Origin of the sequence: Maricaulis sp., assembly GCF_015665295.1 — a bacterium.
GTDB lineage: Bacteria > Pseudomonadota > Alphaproteobacteria > Caulobacterales > Maricaulaceae > Maricaulis.
The window spans coordinates 13,188-30,154 of record NZ_JADFAJ010000012.1; the positions used below are offsets into that span (position 1 = coordinate 13,188).

The window sequence follows — 16,967 nt, forward strand, 5'->3', positions numbered from 1 at the left end:
GTACCACCAGCCTCTGAAAACACACAATCCGGAGAGTTCCATGTTACAGCTTCGCACCCTGGCGGGTGTCGTGGCCGGGGCGCTGTTGTGCCTTGTGCCGGCCATCGCGCACGCCCAAACCACCGGTACCGACCCGGTTCTCACCGACCGAGTCAATCAATTCTTGCGGCAAAGCGAGGCCAATGGCGTCGTGCCCGGCGGGATCGGGATCTGGGTCGATGGCGAGCCGGTTTATCAGGGTTTTTTCGGTGAAGCCGACCGGCGTACCGGCCGCAGTTTCGACGCCGACACCCTGTTCGATATCGGCTCCCTGACCAAACAATTCACGGCGGCGGGCATTCTCGTTCTGGCCGATCAGGGTCAGCTCACGCTGCAGGATCGGCTCGCCGATCATTTCGGCGATGTGCCGGCTGACAAGGCGGATATCACGATCGACCAATTGCTCAGTCATTCGTCCGGATTGTCCGATGATACCGGCGGCTTCCAGGGGCATGATGCCGATCCCTTCGTGTCCGAAGCGGACTTCATGTCCGCCTTGTTCGCCAGCCCGCTGACTTCGCCGCCGGGCACGCGCCACGAATACACAAATGCCGGATATTCGGTGCTCGCCTCGATCATTGAACGTGTGTCCGGGCAAGACTACGAAGCCTTTTTGCGCGAAGCCCTGTTCGAGCCGGCGGGTATGCAGCAGACCGGCTACCGGCTGATGGACTGGCGCGAGGACCAGGCGGCGCGCGGCTATAATTACCGCCAGCCCGATCCGGCGCGGGCCGATACCGGCTGGTTCTATCTGGAACGCTGGAATGACGAGCCTGTGACCTGGCATTTGCGGGGCAATGGCGGCCTGCATTCCACGATGGCGGACCTGGAGCGCTGGCATCGCGTCCTGCAGGAGAACCGCCTTCTCTCACCGGGAACCCGCGCACTGTTCGAGGCGCCCCATATTCCCAGCGGTTTCGATGGGCGGCCGGGTTTTACCCATTACGGCTATGGCTGGGCGGTCGGTACCAGCCCGGACGGAACGCCCGTGCTGAGCCATAATGGCGGCAATTCGATCTTCTTTGCCTCGATCCACCGCTACCCGGAAGAGGATGTTCTGGTCCTGCATCTCACCAATGAGGCCAGTCGGGAGATCGAGCGCGTGGGTTATGCGATCCGCCACATGCTGTTTGACGATGGCTTTGAGCCCGCGCCGATCGCGCCCTACTCGATCCGCTTGATCCAGGCATTCACCGCGCATCATCCGCCGGCTGCGGCAGGCCGCCTGCCGGCCTTGCTGGAGACAAGCGGGGCAGGGCCTATAGAGGAGGCGTGGATCCTCAACCGGCTTGGCTATCATCTGCTGGGAGAGGGCCGGACAGACTGGGCCATCGCGCTCCTGCAATGGAATACGCAGCTCTTTCCCGACGATGGCAATTTGCAGGATTCCCTGGCTGAAGCCTATGCCCATTCAGGGCAGCACGCTTTGGCGATCCGGCGCTACCGGCAGGCGCTGGCAATGGATCCGGGCGATGGCAATTGCCAGTGGTGTGATCATGCGCGCCAGGAAATCACGCGGCTGCGAGGGGAGTAGAGGCAAAAGAAAAGGCCCGCTCCATGGGAGCGGGCCTCTCTTTTAGTCGGTCGGGTGACCGGCATGATTACATCATGCCGCCCCCGCAGACCGGCTTGCCGGTCTGCTCACCTTTAGATGATGGGCGGCTTTATGATGTTTGTTACATCATGCCGCCCCCGCAGACCGGCTTGCCGGTCTGCTCACCTTTAGATGATGGGCGGCTTTATGATGTTTGTTACATCATGCCGCCCATGCCACCCATTCCGCCCATGCCGCCCATGTCGGGCATGCCGGCGGAGCTTTCGTCTTTCGGCGCGTCAGCCACGGCAGCTTCCGTGGTGATCAGCAGGGAGGCGACGGAGGCCGCGTCCTGCAGGGCAGTCCGGACAACCTTGGCCGGGTCGATGACACCGAAGGCGAGCATGTCGCCATACTCTTCGGTCTGGGCGTTGAAGCCGAAGGTCGCGGAGGCGTTTTCCATGACCTTGCCAACCACGATCGAACCTTCGACACCGGAATTGGTGGCGATCTGACGGATTGGCGACTGCAGGGCGCGCGCGATGATGGCGATACCCTGGGTCTGGTCCGGATTGTCACCTTCCAGGCCGGCCAGCTTGGCGGAAGCCTTCAGGAGGGCGACACCGCCGCCCGGCACGATGCCTTCTTCCACCGCAGCGCGGGTGGCGTTGAGGGCGTCGTCGACGCGGTCCTTCTTCTCTTTCACTTCGATCTCGGTGGCACCGCCGACCTTGATCACCGCAACACCGCCGGCCAGCTTGGCGAGGCGTTCCTGCAGCTTCTCGCGGTCGTAATCAGAGGTGGTTTCCTCGGACTGGCGACGGATCTGCGAGACGCGGGCTTCGATCTGGGCCTTGTCACCCACACCGTCGACGATCGTGGTGTCGTCCTTGGTGATGTTGACGCGCTTGGCCGAGCCGAGCATGTCGAGCGTGACGGTTTCCAGCTTGATGCCGAGGTCTTCGGAGATGACCTGGCCGCCGGTCAGGATGGCGAGGTCTTCCAGCATGGCCTTGCGGCGATCGCCGAAGCCCGGAGCCTTCACGGCAGCGATCTTCAGGCCGCCACGCAGCTTGTTGACCACGAGGGTGGCCAGGGCTTCGCCTTCAACGTCTTCCGCGATGATCAGCAGCGGGCGCGAGGACTGGACCACGGCTTCCAGGATCGGCAGCATCGGCTGCAGCGAGGTCAGCTTCTTTTCGAAGAGCAGGATATAGGGCTCTTCCAGCTCGGCCTGCATCTTGTCGGCGTCGGTGATGAAGTAGGGCGACAGGTAGCCACGGTCGAACTGCATGCCTTCGACGACATCCAGCTCGGTTTCCAGGGACTTGGCTTCCTCGACGGTGATGACACCCTCTTTGCCGACCTTGTCCATGGCCTTGGCGATCATCTCGCCGATTTCCTTCTCGCCATTGGCCGAGATGGTACCGACCTGGGCAATTTCAGCGGAGTCCTTCACCGGGGTGGAGCTCGCCTTGATGTCTTCCATGACGATGGCGACGGCCTTGTCGATGCCGCGCTTCAGATCCATCGGGTTCATGCCGGCAGCAACCGACTTCATGCCCTCACGGACGATGGACTGGGCCAGGACCGTCGCGGTCGTGGTGCCGTCACCGGCGACATCATTGGTCTTCGAGGCCACTTCGCGCAGCATTTGTGCGCCCATGTTCTCGAACTTGTCGCTGAGTTCGATTTCCTTCGCGACGGAGACGCCGTCCTTGGTGGTGCGCGGAGCGCCGAAGGATTTCTCGATCACCACATTGCGGCCCTTCGGACCGAGGGTGACCTTCACGGCATTGGCGAGGATGTCGACGCCGCGCAGCATGCGTTCACGCGCGTCGGAGCCGAAAAGTACGTCTTTGGCAGCCATTGGATTATATCCGTTCTTCTAACTTGAGAGGATGGGGTCAGATCGACGCGGGCGGTTACGCCATCACGCCGAGAATGTCCGACTCTTTCATGATCAGCAGCTCGACACCGTCAACGGTGACTTCGGTGCCGGACCATTTGCCGAACAGGATGCGGTCGCCGGCCTTGACGTCGAGCGGACGGACCGAGCCGTCTTCCTTGATCGCGCCGCCGCCGATGGCGACAACTTCGCCTTCCTGGGGCTTTTCCTTGGCCGTGTCCGGGATGATGATCCCGCCCTTGGTCGTGGACTCTTCTTCGACGCGCTTTACCAGCACGCGGTCGTGCAGAGGACGAAAGGTCATCTTGGTCTATCTCCAACAAGAGGACTGAATGTTTCCGGCAATCGGCGGGGGTCGTTAGCACTCACCCCGACCGACTGCTAACAGCGCCGGAGATAGGCGGTCGATGCCGCCTCGTCAAGAGAGAGGTCATGCAAGGGCGCGCCGCCAAGCCGGCGGATGGCCGGTCAGCTTGCGTTCATGTCGGGAAAGATAAATCCGGACATTGCCATGGCTGTCATATGAATTGATATGATAGACATCGAGTTGCGTTACCGAGAGGGATCCCCGATGAAACTCCGCCCAACCATTCTTCGCACGACCGCCCTGACCATCGCGGCATTGTCCATGGTCGCTTGTACGACGACCGACCCCTATACCGGCGAAACGCGCGCCAACAATACGGGTCGTGGTATTCTTATCGGCGCAGCAGCAGGTGCGGCGCTCGGCTATCTCACCAACACCAATGACAGCGAAGAGGGCCGGACCAACGCCCTGATCGGTGCCGGTGTGGGTGCGCTCGCCGGTGGTGCCATCGGCAATTACATGGACCGTCAGGAAGCGGCCATGCGCGAGGCGCTGTCCGACACTGGCGTCGGCGTCCGCCGTGAAGGCAATGACCTTCGGCTCATCATGCCCGGCGATGTCACCTTCGCCACCAATTCGGCCAATATCCAGGGCCAGTTCTACGGCATCCTGAGCGATGTCTCGACGGTGCTGAACCGCTACCCGGCGACCTATGTCGATATTGTCGGTCATGCCGACAGTGTTGGCGCTGCCGAGTACAACCAGCAGCTCTCCGAGCGCCGGGCCCTGGCCGTCGGCAATTACCTGATCGCGCAGGGCGTCCTGCGGGATCGTTTCTACATTGCCGGCATGGGCGAGCGTTCGCCGATTGCCTCCAATGACACCGCCGATGGCCGTCAGCGCAATCGTCGCGTGGAAATCCTGATCCGTCCGCACACCACTTCATAAGCGAGCGGATTCTTCACAGGAAATGAGAAGCGACCCGTCGGATCGGCGGGTCGCTTTAATTTATGCATATTATTATAGATCAACATGTTAGATGGTGTTTCGACCATCGGGGTTTACCTTCGTTAACCAAACGACAACCCGCCACGGCACAGTTTAACCTTCAAGCACACCTGACGACTCGCTGATTCGAAGGCCCGACATGCCCCGCGCATCCGACATCTTGATCCTGCTGACCTACATCACCATCGCGGCCGTTGCCGCAATCGGCTTCGAGTTCTTCGGCCTGATGCCGACACTCAATGCCTGGATGATGGGGGCGATTGTCTTTATCGTGGCCGGGATGGCGCATTCCGCCTCGGCCCGCGGTCAGGAACGGCGGGCGCTGGAGAGCGAGATCCACGAGCTGAAGGCCGCCAATCTTGCCCTTGCGGAAGAATTTGAAGCAGCCCAGTCGCGGATCGACGAGATCGCCGACGAGCTGCGTGCGGAATCGGTCGAGCGTGACAATGCACTGGTGCATGAAGTGAAAGTGCTTGAGGACCTGGTCCGCCGCGTCGGTCCGGCAGGGGTCCAGACACGTGCGGATGCACCGGCACAGGAAGCCTCCACGTCGCGCACGGATATCGACACTGTGCGCGAGGCTCTCGCGGCCAACCGCGTCGATCTCTACCTGCAGCCGGTCGTGACCCTGCCGCAACGCCGTACCGCCTTCTACGAGAGCTATACCCGACTGCGTGATGCGACCGGTCGCATTCTGGCGCCGGGCGCCTTCATGGCGGCCGCCGAGGAAGCCGGTCTGATGGCCGAGGTCGACAATCTCCTCCTGTTCCGCTGCGTCCAGATCGTCCGCCGCCTGACCGGTCAGGACCGCAAGGTCGCGATCTTCTGCAACATCTCGCTCAACTCGCTGTCGGACGAGACCTTCTTCCCGGAATTTCTCGACTTCATCCGCCAGAACAAGGACCTGTCCGGCTCGCTCATTTTCGAGATTTCGCAGCAGGCCTTCGAGGAACGCGACGCCATCGCAGCGCGCAACATGGCGCGCATGGCCGATTTCGGCTTCCGCTTCTCGATTGACCGGATCAATCATGTCGAACTCGATCTGACCGAGATGGAACGTGCCGGTGTCCGCTTCGCCAAGATCTGCGGTCGACGCCTGCTCGACGCAATCGACAATTACGAGTCGATCGCCGGCTATGAGGCGGGTGCCATTGCCACCGAGGACATGGCTGGCCTGTTCGGCCGTCACGGGATTGAGCTCATTGTCGACAAGATCGAGGATGAGGCGACGGTGGTCGAAGTGCTGGAAATGGACGTCGCTTACGGGCAGGGCCATCTGTTTGGCGAACCACGTCCCGTACGCGATGATGTGCTGGATGGCGCGCGCGATGCGCCGAGCAATGTCATCCAGATGACCGCCTGATCCAAACGCCGCATTGACCGCCCGGCGCGCGCCTGCTTCAAGCGCGGCATGATACCCGAACTCGCCACACTCGGCCCGCTCCGCGACCGCTATGACACGCTCTACTGCGATGTCTGGGGTGTCATTCGTGATGGTCACGACCTGCTGCCCGAAGCGGTCGATGCCCTGCTGAGGTTTCGCGCCAGCGGAGGCCGGGTCTGCCTGGTCTCAAACTCGCCAAGGCGCAGTTCCAGCCTGGCGCATTTCCTCGCCGACATGGGCCTGCCCGACGCGGCAACTGACGCCATGGTGACCTCGGGCGATGCCATCCATGCCCAGCTGGTCAAGCGCACGCCCGGCAAGGCGTTCAATATCGGACCCGAGCGCGACAACAGCCTGTATGCCGGGCTCGACCTTGAATTCACGGATATCGAGCAGGCCGACTTCATCGCGTGCACCGGTCCGGATGATTACTTCAACGGGCGGCCTGAAGACTATGACGCGGTGCTGAAGCGGGCACTTGAGCGCAACCTCGATCTGGTGTGCGCCAATCCGGACATTGTCGTGCAGTCGGGTAACCGTCTTGTCTTCTGCGCCGGGGCGATCGCCCGTCATTATCGCGAGATGGGCGGAACCAGCATCGTCGCCGGCAAGCCGCACCGGCCGATCTACCGGCTGGCCCGGCGGGCCCTGGAAGCAAAAGGTTTCGAGGTCGAGCTGGCGCGGGTCCTGGCGATCGGCGACGGTCCGGAGACCGATGTCGAAGGCGCCATGCGGGCAGGGGTTGATTGTCTCTTCATCGCCGACGGCATTCTCGGCGAAACGCTCAACGGCGGCCGCCTCGATCCCGAGACAGCCGCCGTCGCGCTGAAGGATTATGGCGTGTCGGCCAGCTATGTCGCGGACCGCCTCACCTGGTAGATCGTCGTTCGGTCAATCGAACAGGGAGTCGATCGAGCCCTGGTCGAGGTCGGAGGCCGGCGCCGCGTCGGAGAACATCGCGTCGATGTCATCCTGGCTGGTTTCCGGTCCGCCAATTGCCGGGCCGTTCAGCAGTTGCTCGCGCGCCCGCTTCTCCTGCTCGGTCTCTTCGACGACATGGTCGGCATCCCGCACGCCCATGACTTCGGCAAAGCGGGACACGCGGTTTTCCACGTGGCGCAGCGAGGTCACGACCTTGGAGACGCGTTGGCCGGCGAGATCCTGGAAGCTGCACGCCTCGATGATGGTCATCATGCGCGCTTCGACATTGGCCCGGTAGGCGTCATAGTCGGCTTCATCGTCACAGAGCACGGCTTCCGCCTCGCTCATGATGGTCTCGGTCGCCCGTTCGGTATCCCCGACGACGGCCTCGAGTTCCTGGCCGGCTGTCGGAATGCGTTCGGTCTTGATATCGTTCGGCCGCAGGGCGGCGATCTCGTCGCGTGTGCGGGAGATATAGTCCGCGATATAATTGAATTCCTGGCAGATCGACTGGTCGAGGGAGCTGAAGAACAGCTTCATCGTATCCGTCAGCTGGTGCGCCAGCTTCAGGACTTCCATGATCTGGGCATCCTGCAGATCGCTCGCTTTCAACGAAGCAAGGGACGTGCGGACTTGCGCGGCAACATTGGCGGCGGGCATGGGGCCCTCCTTCCTTTGCAGACTCAAACGAGGGTGAAGCGGCTCATCGAGCGACTAGAAGTCGCCGAGAACTGCTGACATCTTCGATTTGAGAGTTCCGGCGTTGAAGGGCTTCACGATGTAATTGTTCACACCAGCCCGTTTCGCCGCGACCACGTTTTCGGTCTTGGATTCTGCGGTTACCATAATGAAGGGCGTCGCCTTCATGCTCTCATCTGCGCGAACTTTCTGCAGGAGCTCGTAGCCCGTCATGGGCTCCATGTTCCAGTCTGAGATCACCAGACCGTACTTGTTTTCCTGCATTTTCGCGTAGGCTTCCTGGCCATCGGCGGCCTCGTCCACATTTTCGAACCCAATCTGCTTGAGCAGGTTGCGAATAATGCGGATCATGGTTTTGTAGTCATCCACGACCAGGATCGGCATCGTCATATCGACAGCCATGCTTAGTCTCCATCCACTCGGCGCGTTTACACAAGGACAGCTTGTTCCGCTGTCTTCAGCGAGGACCCTAGACATTCGCGGATAAAAATCGGTTAAAGCGGATACAAAGATGGAGTCGCCCATGTCCGAAGTGCACGGCATCAGCCTGGATGAATTGGAAATTGGTCTTTCCGCAGAGGCAGTTAGGACTGTCACTGAGGAAGATTTGGATATGTTTGCGAAAGTGTCCGGCGACTATAATCCGGTGCATATGGACGAGGAATTTGCCCGAGCGACGCCATTTCGGGGTCGGATCGCACACGGTGCGCTGGTCGCGTCCTACATCTCCGGCGTGCTCGGAAACCAGCTGCCCGGACCGGGCGCCATCTTCCTCGGGCTGAACATGCGCTTCTTCCATCCGACCCGGATCGGCGACGAGGTTCGCACCCGCGTCGAGGTGAAGTCCGTCGACTTGAAGTCGCGCAAGGCGGTGATGGATTGTTCCTGCTATGTCGGCGACAAGCTGACCATGCAGGCCGAAGCCGAGGTGATGGTCCGCAAGCGTCGCCGCAAGTCGGCCGACTGATCACCGATGCGGATCCTGCAGGGTTATAGCGGTCTCCCCGTAGACAGCCGCGGCGCCGTCATTGCGCTCGGCAATTTCGACGGTGTCCATATGGGGCATCGTCATGTCATCGCCCTGGCCGGCGGCCTGGCGGAGACGCTGGACGCTCCGCTCGGCGCCGCCCTGTTCGATCCCCATCCGCGCCGCTTCTTCGCGCCCGATGCACCGGCCTTCCGCCTGATGAGCGAGCGCCGCCGCAATGCGATCCTGGAAAGTCTCGGCGTCCGGCAGCTGCACGTCTTGCCGTTTTCGATGGACATGGCCCGGATGACGCCCGCCGAATTCGTCGGCAATGTTCTCGCCGAAGGGCTGGGCATCGCCGGCATTGTCACCGGCGAGGATTTCCGCTTCGGCGCCGGCCGGACCGGCGCGACCGATGATCTCGCGCGCCTCTGTGCAGAACACGGGATCGCGACGGCCTTCGCCGAACTGCACGGCAATGGCGCCGACAAGGTCTCCTCGACCCGCATCCGCAAGGCGATCCATGATGGCGACATGCGCGCTGCAGAAACCCTGCTCGGCACGCCCTGGGCCGTCGAGGCCATCGTCCAGCGTGGCGACCAGCGCGGCCGCACGATCGGCTTCCCGACCGCCAATCTCACCCTGGGCGACTTCGTGCGCCCGGATTATGGTGTCTATGCGGTGCGGGTCGGCGTTGATGGTGGCGGCCCGTCCATTGCCGCGGTCGCCAATATCGGCAAGCGCCCGACCGTTGATGGCGCAACCGAATTGCTGGAAGTGCATCTGCTCGACTGGACGGGTGACCTCTATGGACGCACGCTGGAGGTCGAGTTCTTTGATCATATCCGCCCGGAAAGGCGCTTCGACGGGCTCGACGCCCTCAAGGCGCAGATCGCCGCAGATGCCGAGGCCGCCCGCGCGGTGCTGAGCGGTCTGTCTGGACCGGCCTGACGGGCTCTGTTACACGCGAGGCATGGTCTCGATGTCCTTGTTCATATGCCCGGCAGCGCCTGCCACTGCCCTTGCCATCGGGCGAATTACCGGCCCGGGCCGCCGCGTGTGATGTGGGCGGTTCCGGGACATGTCCTGCCTTGAACCCATGACCATAAAAGACCGCAAGGATCCGATCCGATGACGGACACGCCTTCGAAGACCGACGCAACAGACGCTGGTCGCGACTACAAAGACACGCTTTTCCTGCCGACCACCGATTTCCCGATGCGCGCCGGCCTGCCGCAGCGCGAGCCGGAATGGCTGGAACGCTGGGCGAAACTCGACCTCTACAAGCGTCTTCGGGCCCAGGGCGAGGGCCGTGAGCGCTGGGTGCTGCATGACGGTCCGCCCTATGCCAATGGCCATATCCATATCGGCACCGGGATGAACAAGATCCTCAAGGACATGGTCGTCCGCTCCAAGCAGATGGCCGGCTTCGACGCGCCCTATCGTCCGGGCTGGGACTGCCATGGCCTGCCGATCGAGTGGAAGGTCGAACAGAATTTCCGCGCCAAGGGGCGCAACAAGGACGACATCCCGGTCAAGGAGTTCCGCGCCGAGTGCCGCAAATATGCCAGCGAATGGGTCGGCATCCAGTCATCCGAATTCCAGCGCCTGGGCGTCAGCGGCGAGTGGGATGATCCCTACACCACCATGGCTTTCGAGGCCGAAGCCGCGATCGTGCGCGAATTCCTCGCCTTTGTGGAACAGGGCCTGGTTTATTGTGGCTCTGCCCCGGTGATGTGGTCGCCGGTCGAGAAAACCGCCCTGGCCGAGGCCGAGGTCGAGTATCAGGACAAGGTGTCCTCGACGATCTTCGTGCGCTTCCCGGTGCGCGGTGTCCGCAAGGATGGCACGGCGATCCCGAAAACCTGTATCGGCGCTCATGTCGTCATCTGGACGACCACGCCCTGGACGATCCCCGGCAATCGCGCGATCTGTTTCTCGCCGGAGATCCGATACGGCCTCTACAAGGTCACCGGCGTCGATGGTGGCGAGTTCAAGCCCTGGGCCATGCCCGGCGATCTCCTGATCGTGGCCGACGCGCTGTGGGAAGAGACTGCCAAGGCGGCGATGATCGGCAATTGGGAACGCGTCGACACGATCGACCCGGGCGGCTTTGTCTGCTCGCACCCGCTCTCGGAACTCGACCGGTTCTGGAGTTATCCGGTGCCGCTGTTGCCGGGTGAGCATGTTACCGACGAGGCCGGTACCGGTTTCGTGCACACGGCGCCCAGCCATGGTGCCGAGGACTATGTCGCCTGGATGTCAGCGCCGGAATGGCATGACAAGGACGCCCCCGTCCCGCACATGGTTGACGAGAACGGTGCCTATTATCCGCATGTGCCGGTTTTTGCGGGGATGAACATCATCCGTCTCGACGGCAAGAAGCAGGGCCAGGACGGCCCGGCCAACAAGGCGGTCATGGACGAGCTGATCGTGCAGGGCAAGCTGCTCGCCCGCGGTCGTCTTGAGCACTCCTATCCGCACTCCTGGCGCTCCAAGGCACCGGTCATCTTCCGCAATACGCCGCAATGGTTCGTCGCCATCGACCGGCCGATGAAGTCCGGCGGCACGCTGCGCGAGAAGGCCCTCAAGGGGATCAGCGAGACCAGCTTCACGCCGAAGATCGCCGAGAACCGCATCCGCTCCATGGTCGAGCAGCGCCCCGACTGGCTGGTTTCGCGCCAGCGCGCCTGGGGTGTGCCGCTGACCATGTTTGTCGAGAAGGGCACGACCCGTGTGCTCAATGACCCGACGGTCAATGAGCGGATCATCGATGCGGTCGCCGCCGATGGTGCCGATGCGTGGATCGAGCGCCCCGCCGCCGATTTCCTCGGCAGCGAGTATGACGCCGGGAATTACGAGAAGATCACCGATATCCTCGATGTCTGGTTCGACAGTGGCTGTACGCACGCCTTTGCGCTCGAGCCGCGGGCCGATCAGAAATGGCCGGCCGATCTTTATCTGGAAGGTTCGGATCAGCATCGCGGCTGGTTCCAGTCGTCCTTGCTGGAAAGCGCCGGCACGCGCGGCCGCGCACCTTATGACGCCGTGCTGACGCACGGTTTCGTCATGGCCGGCGATGGCCGCAAGATGTCGAAATCGTTGGGCAATGTCCTCGCCCCGATCGAGATCGGCAAGAAATACGGGATCGAGATCCTGCGCCTGTGGGCCGCCGCCCAGGACTTCACCGACGATCTGCGCATCTCCGAGGAGATCCTGCAGACCTCGGTCGATGCCTATCGCAAGATGCGCAACACGCTGCGCTATCTGCTCGGCGCGCTGCACGGTTACGACCAGACGCTCGAACACGTCCCGCACGACCGCATGCCCTCGCTCGAGCGCTTCATGCTGCATCGCCTGCATGAGCTCGACGGTGTCGTGCGCGACGGCTATGCGACTTATGACTTCAAGAAGGTCTATGCGGCGCTGTTCAATTTCTGCGTCGTCGACCTGTCGGCCTTCTATCTCGATATCCGCAAGGACAGCCTGTATTGCGACCGGCCCGACGATAGCCGGCGCAAGGCCTGCCGCTCGGTGATGCATGAAATCTTCATGCGCCTGACCGCCTGGCTGGCGCCGATCATGCCCTTCACCATGGAAGAGGTCTGGCTGTCGCGTTTCCCGTCCGAGGATGACAGCGTGCATCTTCGGACATTCCCGAAAACGCCGCGCGACTGGCATGACGGGGCGCTGGCCGAGAACTGGCGCACCATCCGCCGCCTGCGCCGCGTGGTGAACGGGGCGCTGGAAGTCGAGCGTCGCGAGAAGCGGATCGGGTCCAGCCTGGAAGCCGCGCCGCGTGTGCATGTCACCGATGCCGCCTATCGCGCCGCACTGTCGGCCGAGACTTCGGGCGATGTCGACGACTTCCTGGCCGAGATCGGCATCACCAGCCAGGCCTACCTGGTTGACGGGGCCGCCGAAGGCGAGGCCTTCCGCCTTGATGATGTGGCCGACGTCGCCGTCGTCCCGGGCCGGGCTGAAGGCAGCAAATGTGCGCGCTCGTGGAAATACTCGACCGCGATCGGTGCAGATCCCCGCTATCCGGACCTGAGCCCGCGTGATGCCGATGCCGTCGCCTGGTGGGACGCAACACATGCCTGAATGGGCGTTTGAGATCCGGCGGCGCCTTGCCGCGTCGCCGGTCCCGCGCCTCGGCCTGGGTATCGCGGCTATTGTTCTGGTGCTCGACCAATTGTCGAAATGGTGGGTGCTGGCCGGCCTCAACTTCTCGCCGGAGGGCTGTCTGGACTACCAGCGGGCCGAGGGCGCCGAGCGGCTGCTTCTTGCCAATACCTGCGGTCATATCGAGGTCTCGCCGGTCTTTGATCTCACCATGGTGTGGAACAAGGGTGTCAGCTTCGGGCTTCTCGGGGCTGACGGGCCAGTCGGGCGAACCATTCTCATCGCCTTTTCCGTGCTGGTCGCCATCGGATTGATCGCCGGCCTGCTCAATACCGGCCCGATCAAGGCGACGCGCAGACTCCAGGGGATTGCCTTCGGCTTCATTATCGGCGGCGCTCTGGGCAATGCCATCGACCGTGGCCTCTATGGTGCAGTCGTGGATTTCCTCAATTTTTCCGATGTCTATTTTCCCTACGTCTTCAATGTAGCGGATGTCGGCATCAATCTCGGCGTCGCGGCCATCGTGCTCGACGTCTTTATCAATGATCGCAAACCCGCCTCCGACACCTAGTGTGGAATGCGGGGTGGAGTGACACCCCGGCTTCAGGTAAAACTGGGCCAGACAAGAATTCGGAGTCTCACAGAGATGCGTATGCGTACTGCTCTTATTGCCGCGACCACTGCGGCCATCGCCCTATCCGGCTGCAGCAATGTGTCGCGCGCGCTCGGCGCCGAGCGTTCGACGCCGGACGAGTTCCGCACCGTGACCATCGCACCGCTGACGGTTCCGCCGGAATACAATCTGCGTCCGCCGCGTCCCGGCGAGCCGCGCCCGGACGAGATCTATCCCGACCAGCAGGCCCGCGCGGCCCTGCTCGGCTCGCAAGGCGAGTTTGAAGGCTCTGACGCCGAGGCTCTCCTGGTGGCCCGCGCCGGTGGCGGTTCGGCCGATCCCTTCATCCGCTCCATCATTGATGGCGAGATGGCCAGTGTCGTCCGCAAGAATCGCGGATTTGCCGACATGGTCCTGTTCTGGCGTGACGGCGAGTATCGTCCGCAGGGTGATGCCACGCCGCTCGACGCCGAAGCCGAAGCCCTGGCCCAGGAGCGCATCCAGAATGTCACCGGCGGTGGCGAAGTGGAAATCGAGCGCGACCGTCGCCTCCTGCCGAAGCTTCCCGGTCTTTGATCCGCCTGCGCGGGTCCCGTGCGGGCTCGCAGGTCTGACCGACCCAGGCACTTGACCGACTCAGGGCCAGCCAAGAGGCTGGCCCTATGTCTTTGGCCATGACCCAACCGATTATCCGACGCCTGCCACCGGAGACGGTGAACCGTATTGCTGCCGGCGAAGTCGTCGAGCGGCCGGCCTCTGTCGTCAAGGAACTGGCCGAGAATGCGCTGGATGCCGGCGCGCGCCGGATCGACATCACCGCCGAGGGCGGTGGTCTGGTCCGCCTCCTGATCGAGGATGACGGCAAGGGGATGAGCCCTCAAGAGCTCGAGCTCTGCATCGAGCGCCACGCCACCTCCAAACTGCCGGTCGGCGCGGACGGGCAGGATGATCTGCTCAACATCGCCACCATGGGCTTTCGCGGCGAGGCCTTGCCCTCGATCGGCTCGATCGCCCGTCTCGGCATCACGACCCAGGCCAGGGGCGAGGGCGATGCCTGGACCATCTTGCTCGAGGGCGGCAAGACCAATGGCATTGCCCCGGCCGCACCACTGGGACGCGGCGGCACACGGATCGAGGTGCGCGATCTTTTCTACGCCACACCGGCCCGCCTGAAATTCCTCAAATCGGAACGCTCGGAAAATCTCGGTATCACCGACGTGGTCAAGCGCATGGCCATGTCGCGGCCCGATGTCGGCTTTTTCCTGACCCTGGACGGGCGCAAGCGCCTGTCCGTGGCGGCCGAGCGCGGCGAGGGGGCCGAGGCCCGCATCGCCCGCATGTCGGCCATCCTCGGCTCGGACTTCGGCGAGAACGCGCTCGAGGTCGACCAGGAGCGCGACGGCGTCCGCATTTTCGGCTTTGCCAGCCTGCCGACCTATTCGCGCGGCTCGTCCATGCACCAGTATCTCTTCGTCAATGGCCGTCCGGTCCGCGACAAGCTGCTGGGCGGGGCGGTGCGCGGCGCCTATCAGGATTTCCTCGCCCGTGACCGCCATCCGGTCGTGGCACTCAATGTCGAACTGCCGACCGGCCTCGTGGACGTCAATGTCCACCCGGCAAAGGCCGAGGTCCGCTTCCGCGATGCCGGGCTGGTGCGCGGGCTGATTGTCGGCTCTCTGCGTCATGCCCTGGCCGCCGCCGGCCACCGCGCCTCGACCACGGTCGCCGGCTATGCGCTGGGGCGGGTGCGACCGGAAGGCTGGCAGCCGCCACAACCGCCGCCGGGCGGCTATCAGTCCCACACCGCCAGCCTCGCCGGCTGGGGCGCCGCGCGTCCGCCGTCCGAACCGGTCCAGGACCGGGTTTTCGATCCGGGCATGTCGGCCCGTGTCGAACCGGATCAGGCTGGTTACGGCTCCGGCTTTGGTGAAGGTTCGGCCCAGGGCTTCGCACCGGACCAGCAAGCCTCAGCGCCGCCGCCGGACTGGCCGCTCGGCGTCGCGCGGGCGCAGTTGCACGAGACCTATGTCGTCGCCCAGACGGCCGATGGCATCGTCATCGTCGACCAGCACGCCGCCCATGAACGCCTCGTCTATGAGCGCATGAAGAAGATGATCGCCGAGACCGGGGTCCAGCGTCAGCGTCTCCTGGTGCCGGAAATCGTCAATCTCGACGAGGCCGAGGCGCGCCGCCTGCTCGACCGCATCGACGAGCTCGAAGAACTCGGCCTGGTGATCGAGGCTTTCGGCCAGGGCGCCATCGCCGTGCGCGAAACGCCGTCGCTGCTTAAAAAGCTCGACGTGCAGGGCCTGATCCGCGATCTCGCCGATGATCTGGCGGAATACGACCAGGCGCTTTCTCTCAAGGAAAAGCTGGAAGACGTGGTCGGCACCATGGCCTGCCACGGCTCCGTCCGCTCCGGCCGCCGCCTCACCGGCGAGGAAATGAACGCCCTGCTGCGCGAAATGGAGGCGACGCCCCATTCCGGCCAGTGCAATCACGGCCGCCCGACCTATGTCGAGCTCAAGCTGAGCGATATCGAGCGGCTGTTCGGGCGGCGTTAGGTCAGTCGGGGCGGCACTGGCCCTCTCCCTTGGGAGACGGTGTCGCTTAGCGACGGATGAGGGGGATCAGCTGGCCGGCACCGGGATTTACCCCTCACCCGACCTTCGGCCACCCTCTCCCAAGGGAGAGGGAAGGCAACTCTCTCACGGCCCCCCTCCTTGTCATCCCCGCCACCCGCGTTCGCGGGCGCAGGCTTATGGCCTGCGAAGGCAGGCCGCAGAGCGGGGACCCATATGCGCGATGTTGGCGGCGCCGGGCTTGTGGGTCCCGGATCTCCTCCCGCTTTCGCGGGGTATTCGTCCGGGATGACAAATGAGCGGATGAGGGGGGCTTAGCCCCGCGTCAAAAACAGCACTTTCGCCGCGCCATAGGTTTTCTCAACCTGGCAGGTCCAGCCCGGTGTTTCGGGCGTTTCCTCCACCCCGACTTCCAGCACGGCGACGGCATCCTCACTGACCCAGTGGCCCTCGATCAGCTTCTCAAGCGTCTTGGTTCCGAGGCCGAAACCGTAGGGCGGGTCGAGGAAGACGAGGGTGAAGGGGGCGCCGAGATTGGACGGTTTTTCGCCCAGTGCGGTGGCGTCGCGGCGGTGAATGCGGGTGATGCCGAACAGCTGCAGCGCATCGACATTGTCGCGGATGGCGCCGCGCGCCTCGGCCGCGAACTCGATGAAGAGGCAGAAGGCGGCGCCGCGTGACAGGGCTTCCAGGCCAAGCGCGCCGGAGCCGGCATAGATGTCGGCGACCCTGGCGCCCTTGATCGGCGGGCACCAGTCGGCATGCTCGATCACATTGAACATGTTCTCGCGGGCCCGGTCCGAGGTTGGACGGGTCGACTTGCCCTTCGGCGCGACGAGGGCGCGATTGCGGTACTGGCCACCGACGATCCGCATGCCG

15 protein-coding genes are annotated in these 16,967 nt (G+C 63.3%); 10 read left to right on the forward strand and 5 right to left on the reverse strand.

The window, feature by feature from the left end; all coding sequences use genetic code 11:
- Nucleotides 1-40 precede the first annotated feature (40 nt).
- The gene (locus QZZ02_RS05835) at nucleotides 41-1,573 is read left to right on the forward strand and encodes a serine hydrolase (RefSeq protein ID WP_291842977.1); all 1,533 of its coding nucleotides are present in this window, start codon (nucleotides 41-43) and stop codon (nucleotides 1,571-1,573) included.
- Nucleotides 1,574-1,790: 217 nt separating this feature from the next.
- Here the strand turns inward: QZZ02_RS05835 and groL are convergent, their stop codons facing one another.
- Together groL and QZZ02_RS05845 are read right to left on the reverse strand one after the other, a co-directional pair.
- On the reverse strand, nucleotides 1,791-3,443 hold the full coding sequence (gene groL / locus QZZ02_RS05840) for a chaperonin GroEL (RefSeq protein WP_291842978.1): 1,653 nt from the start codon (nucleotides 3,441-3,443) through the stop codon (nucleotides 1,791-1,793).
- 55 nt (nucleotides 3,444-3,498) lie between these two features.
- Nucleotides 3,499-3,786 carry a co-chaperone GroES gene (locus QZZ02_RS05845; protein WP_011642545.1) on the reverse strand — a complete coding sequence of 96 codons (288 nt, stop codon included), beginning with the start codon at nucleotides 3,784-3,786 and terminating at the stop codon, nucleotides 3,499-3,501.
- 267 nt (nucleotides 3,787-4,053) lie between these two features.
- Between QZZ02_RS05845 and QZZ02_RS05850 the strand changes: the two genes are divergently transcribed.
- The 3 genes from QZZ02_RS05850 to QZZ02_RS05860 all read left to right on the forward strand — a co-directional run bounded on the left by QZZ02_RS05850 (nucleotide 4,054) and on the right by QZZ02_RS05860 (nucleotide 7,060).
- Nucleotides 4,054-4,737, forward strand: a complete 684-nt coding sequence (locus QZZ02_RS05850) for an OmpA family protein (protein ID WP_291842979.1) — start codon at nucleotides 4,054-4,056, stop codon at nucleotides 4,735-4,737.
- A 199-nt stretch (nucleotides 4,738-4,936) separates the two neighbouring features.
- Nucleotides 4,937-6,160, forward strand: coding sequence for an EAL domain-containing protein (locus QZZ02_RS05855; RefSeq protein WP_291842980.1), 1,224 nt, complete (start codon nucleotides 4,937-4,939; stop codon nucleotides 6,158-6,160).
- Nucleotides 6,161-6,208: 48 nt separating this feature from the next.
- A complete protein-coding gene (locus QZZ02_RS05860; protein ID WP_291842981.1) occupies nucleotides 6,209-7,060 on the forward strand; it encodes a TIGR01459 family HAD-type hydrolase in 852 nt (283 codons plus the stop codon).
- A gap of 12 nt (nucleotides 7,061-7,072) precedes the next feature.
- Here the strand turns inward: QZZ02_RS05860 and QZZ02_RS05865 are convergent, their stop codons facing one another.
- Together QZZ02_RS05865 and QZZ02_RS05870 are read right to left on the reverse strand one after the other, a co-directional pair.
- Nucleotides 7,073-7,762, reverse strand: coding sequence for a protein phosphatase CheZ (locus QZZ02_RS05865; RefSeq protein ID WP_291842983.1), 690 nt, complete (start codon nucleotides 7,760-7,762; stop codon nucleotides 7,073-7,075).
- A 54-nt stretch (nucleotides 7,763-7,816) separates the two neighbouring features.
- The gene (locus QZZ02_RS05870; RefSeq protein WP_075188872.1) at nucleotides 7,817-8,203 is read right to left on the reverse strand and encodes a response regulator; all 387 of its coding nucleotides are present in this window, start codon (nucleotides 8,201-8,203) and stop codon (nucleotides 7,817-7,819) included.
- A 121-nt stretch (nucleotides 8,204-8,324) separates the two neighbouring features.
- Here QZZ02_RS05870 and QZZ02_RS05875 point away from each other — a divergent pair, with 121 nt between their 5' ends.
- From QZZ02_RS05875 to mutL, 6 genes are all read left to right on the forward strand, one after another.
- The gene (locus QZZ02_RS05875; RefSeq protein ID WP_291842985.1) at nucleotides 8,325-8,768 is read left to right on the forward strand and encodes a MaoC family dehydratase; all 444 of its coding nucleotides are present in this window, start codon (nucleotides 8,325-8,327) and stop codon (nucleotides 8,766-8,768) included.
- A gap of 6 nt (nucleotides 8,769-8,774) precedes the next feature.
- The gene (locus QZZ02_RS05880) at nucleotides 8,775-9,719 is read left to right on the forward strand and encodes a bifunctional riboflavin kinase/FAD synthetase (RefSeq protein WP_291842986.1); all 945 of its coding nucleotides are present in this window, start codon (nucleotides 8,775-8,777) and stop codon (nucleotides 9,717-9,719) included.
- Between the two features lie 180 nt (nucleotides 9,720-9,899).
- A complete protein-coding gene (gene ileS, locus QZZ02_RS05885) occupies nucleotides 9,900-12,872 on the forward strand; it encodes an isoleucine--tRNA ligase (RefSeq protein ID WP_291842987.1) in 2,973 nt (990 codons plus the stop codon).
- Nucleotides 12,865-13,464: a signal peptidase II gene (lspA, locus tag QZZ02_RS05890; RefSeq protein ID WP_291842989.1), complete on the forward strand. Its 600-nt coding sequence runs from the start codon at nucleotides 12,865-12,867 to the stop codon at nucleotides 13,462-13,464. Before ileS ends, lspA begins: the two co-directional genes overlap by 8 nt.
- Nucleotides 13,465-13,545: 81 nt before the next feature.
- Nucleotides 13,546-14,082: a DUF3035 domain-containing protein gene (locus tag QZZ02_RS05895; RefSeq protein WP_291842991.1), complete on the forward strand. Its 537-nt coding sequence runs from the start codon at nucleotides 13,546-13,548 to the stop codon at nucleotides 14,080-14,082.
- Nucleotides 14,083-14,180: 98 nt separating this feature from the next.
- Entirely contained in the window at nucleotides 14,181-16,070 is a 1,890-nt protein-coding gene (mutL, locus tag QZZ02_RS05900) for a DNA mismatch repair endonuclease MutL (protein ID WP_291842993.1), read from the forward strand.
- Between the two features lie 332 nt (nucleotides 16,071-16,402).
- Here the strand turns inward: mutL and rsmD are convergent, their stop codons facing one another.
- Entirely contained in the window at nucleotides 16,403-16,963 is a 561-nt protein-coding gene (gene rsmD / locus QZZ02_RS05905; protein ID WP_291842994.1) for a 16S rRNA (guanine(966)-N(2))-methyltransferase RsmD, read from the reverse strand.
- Nucleotides 16,964-16,967: the final 4 nt, after the last annotated feature.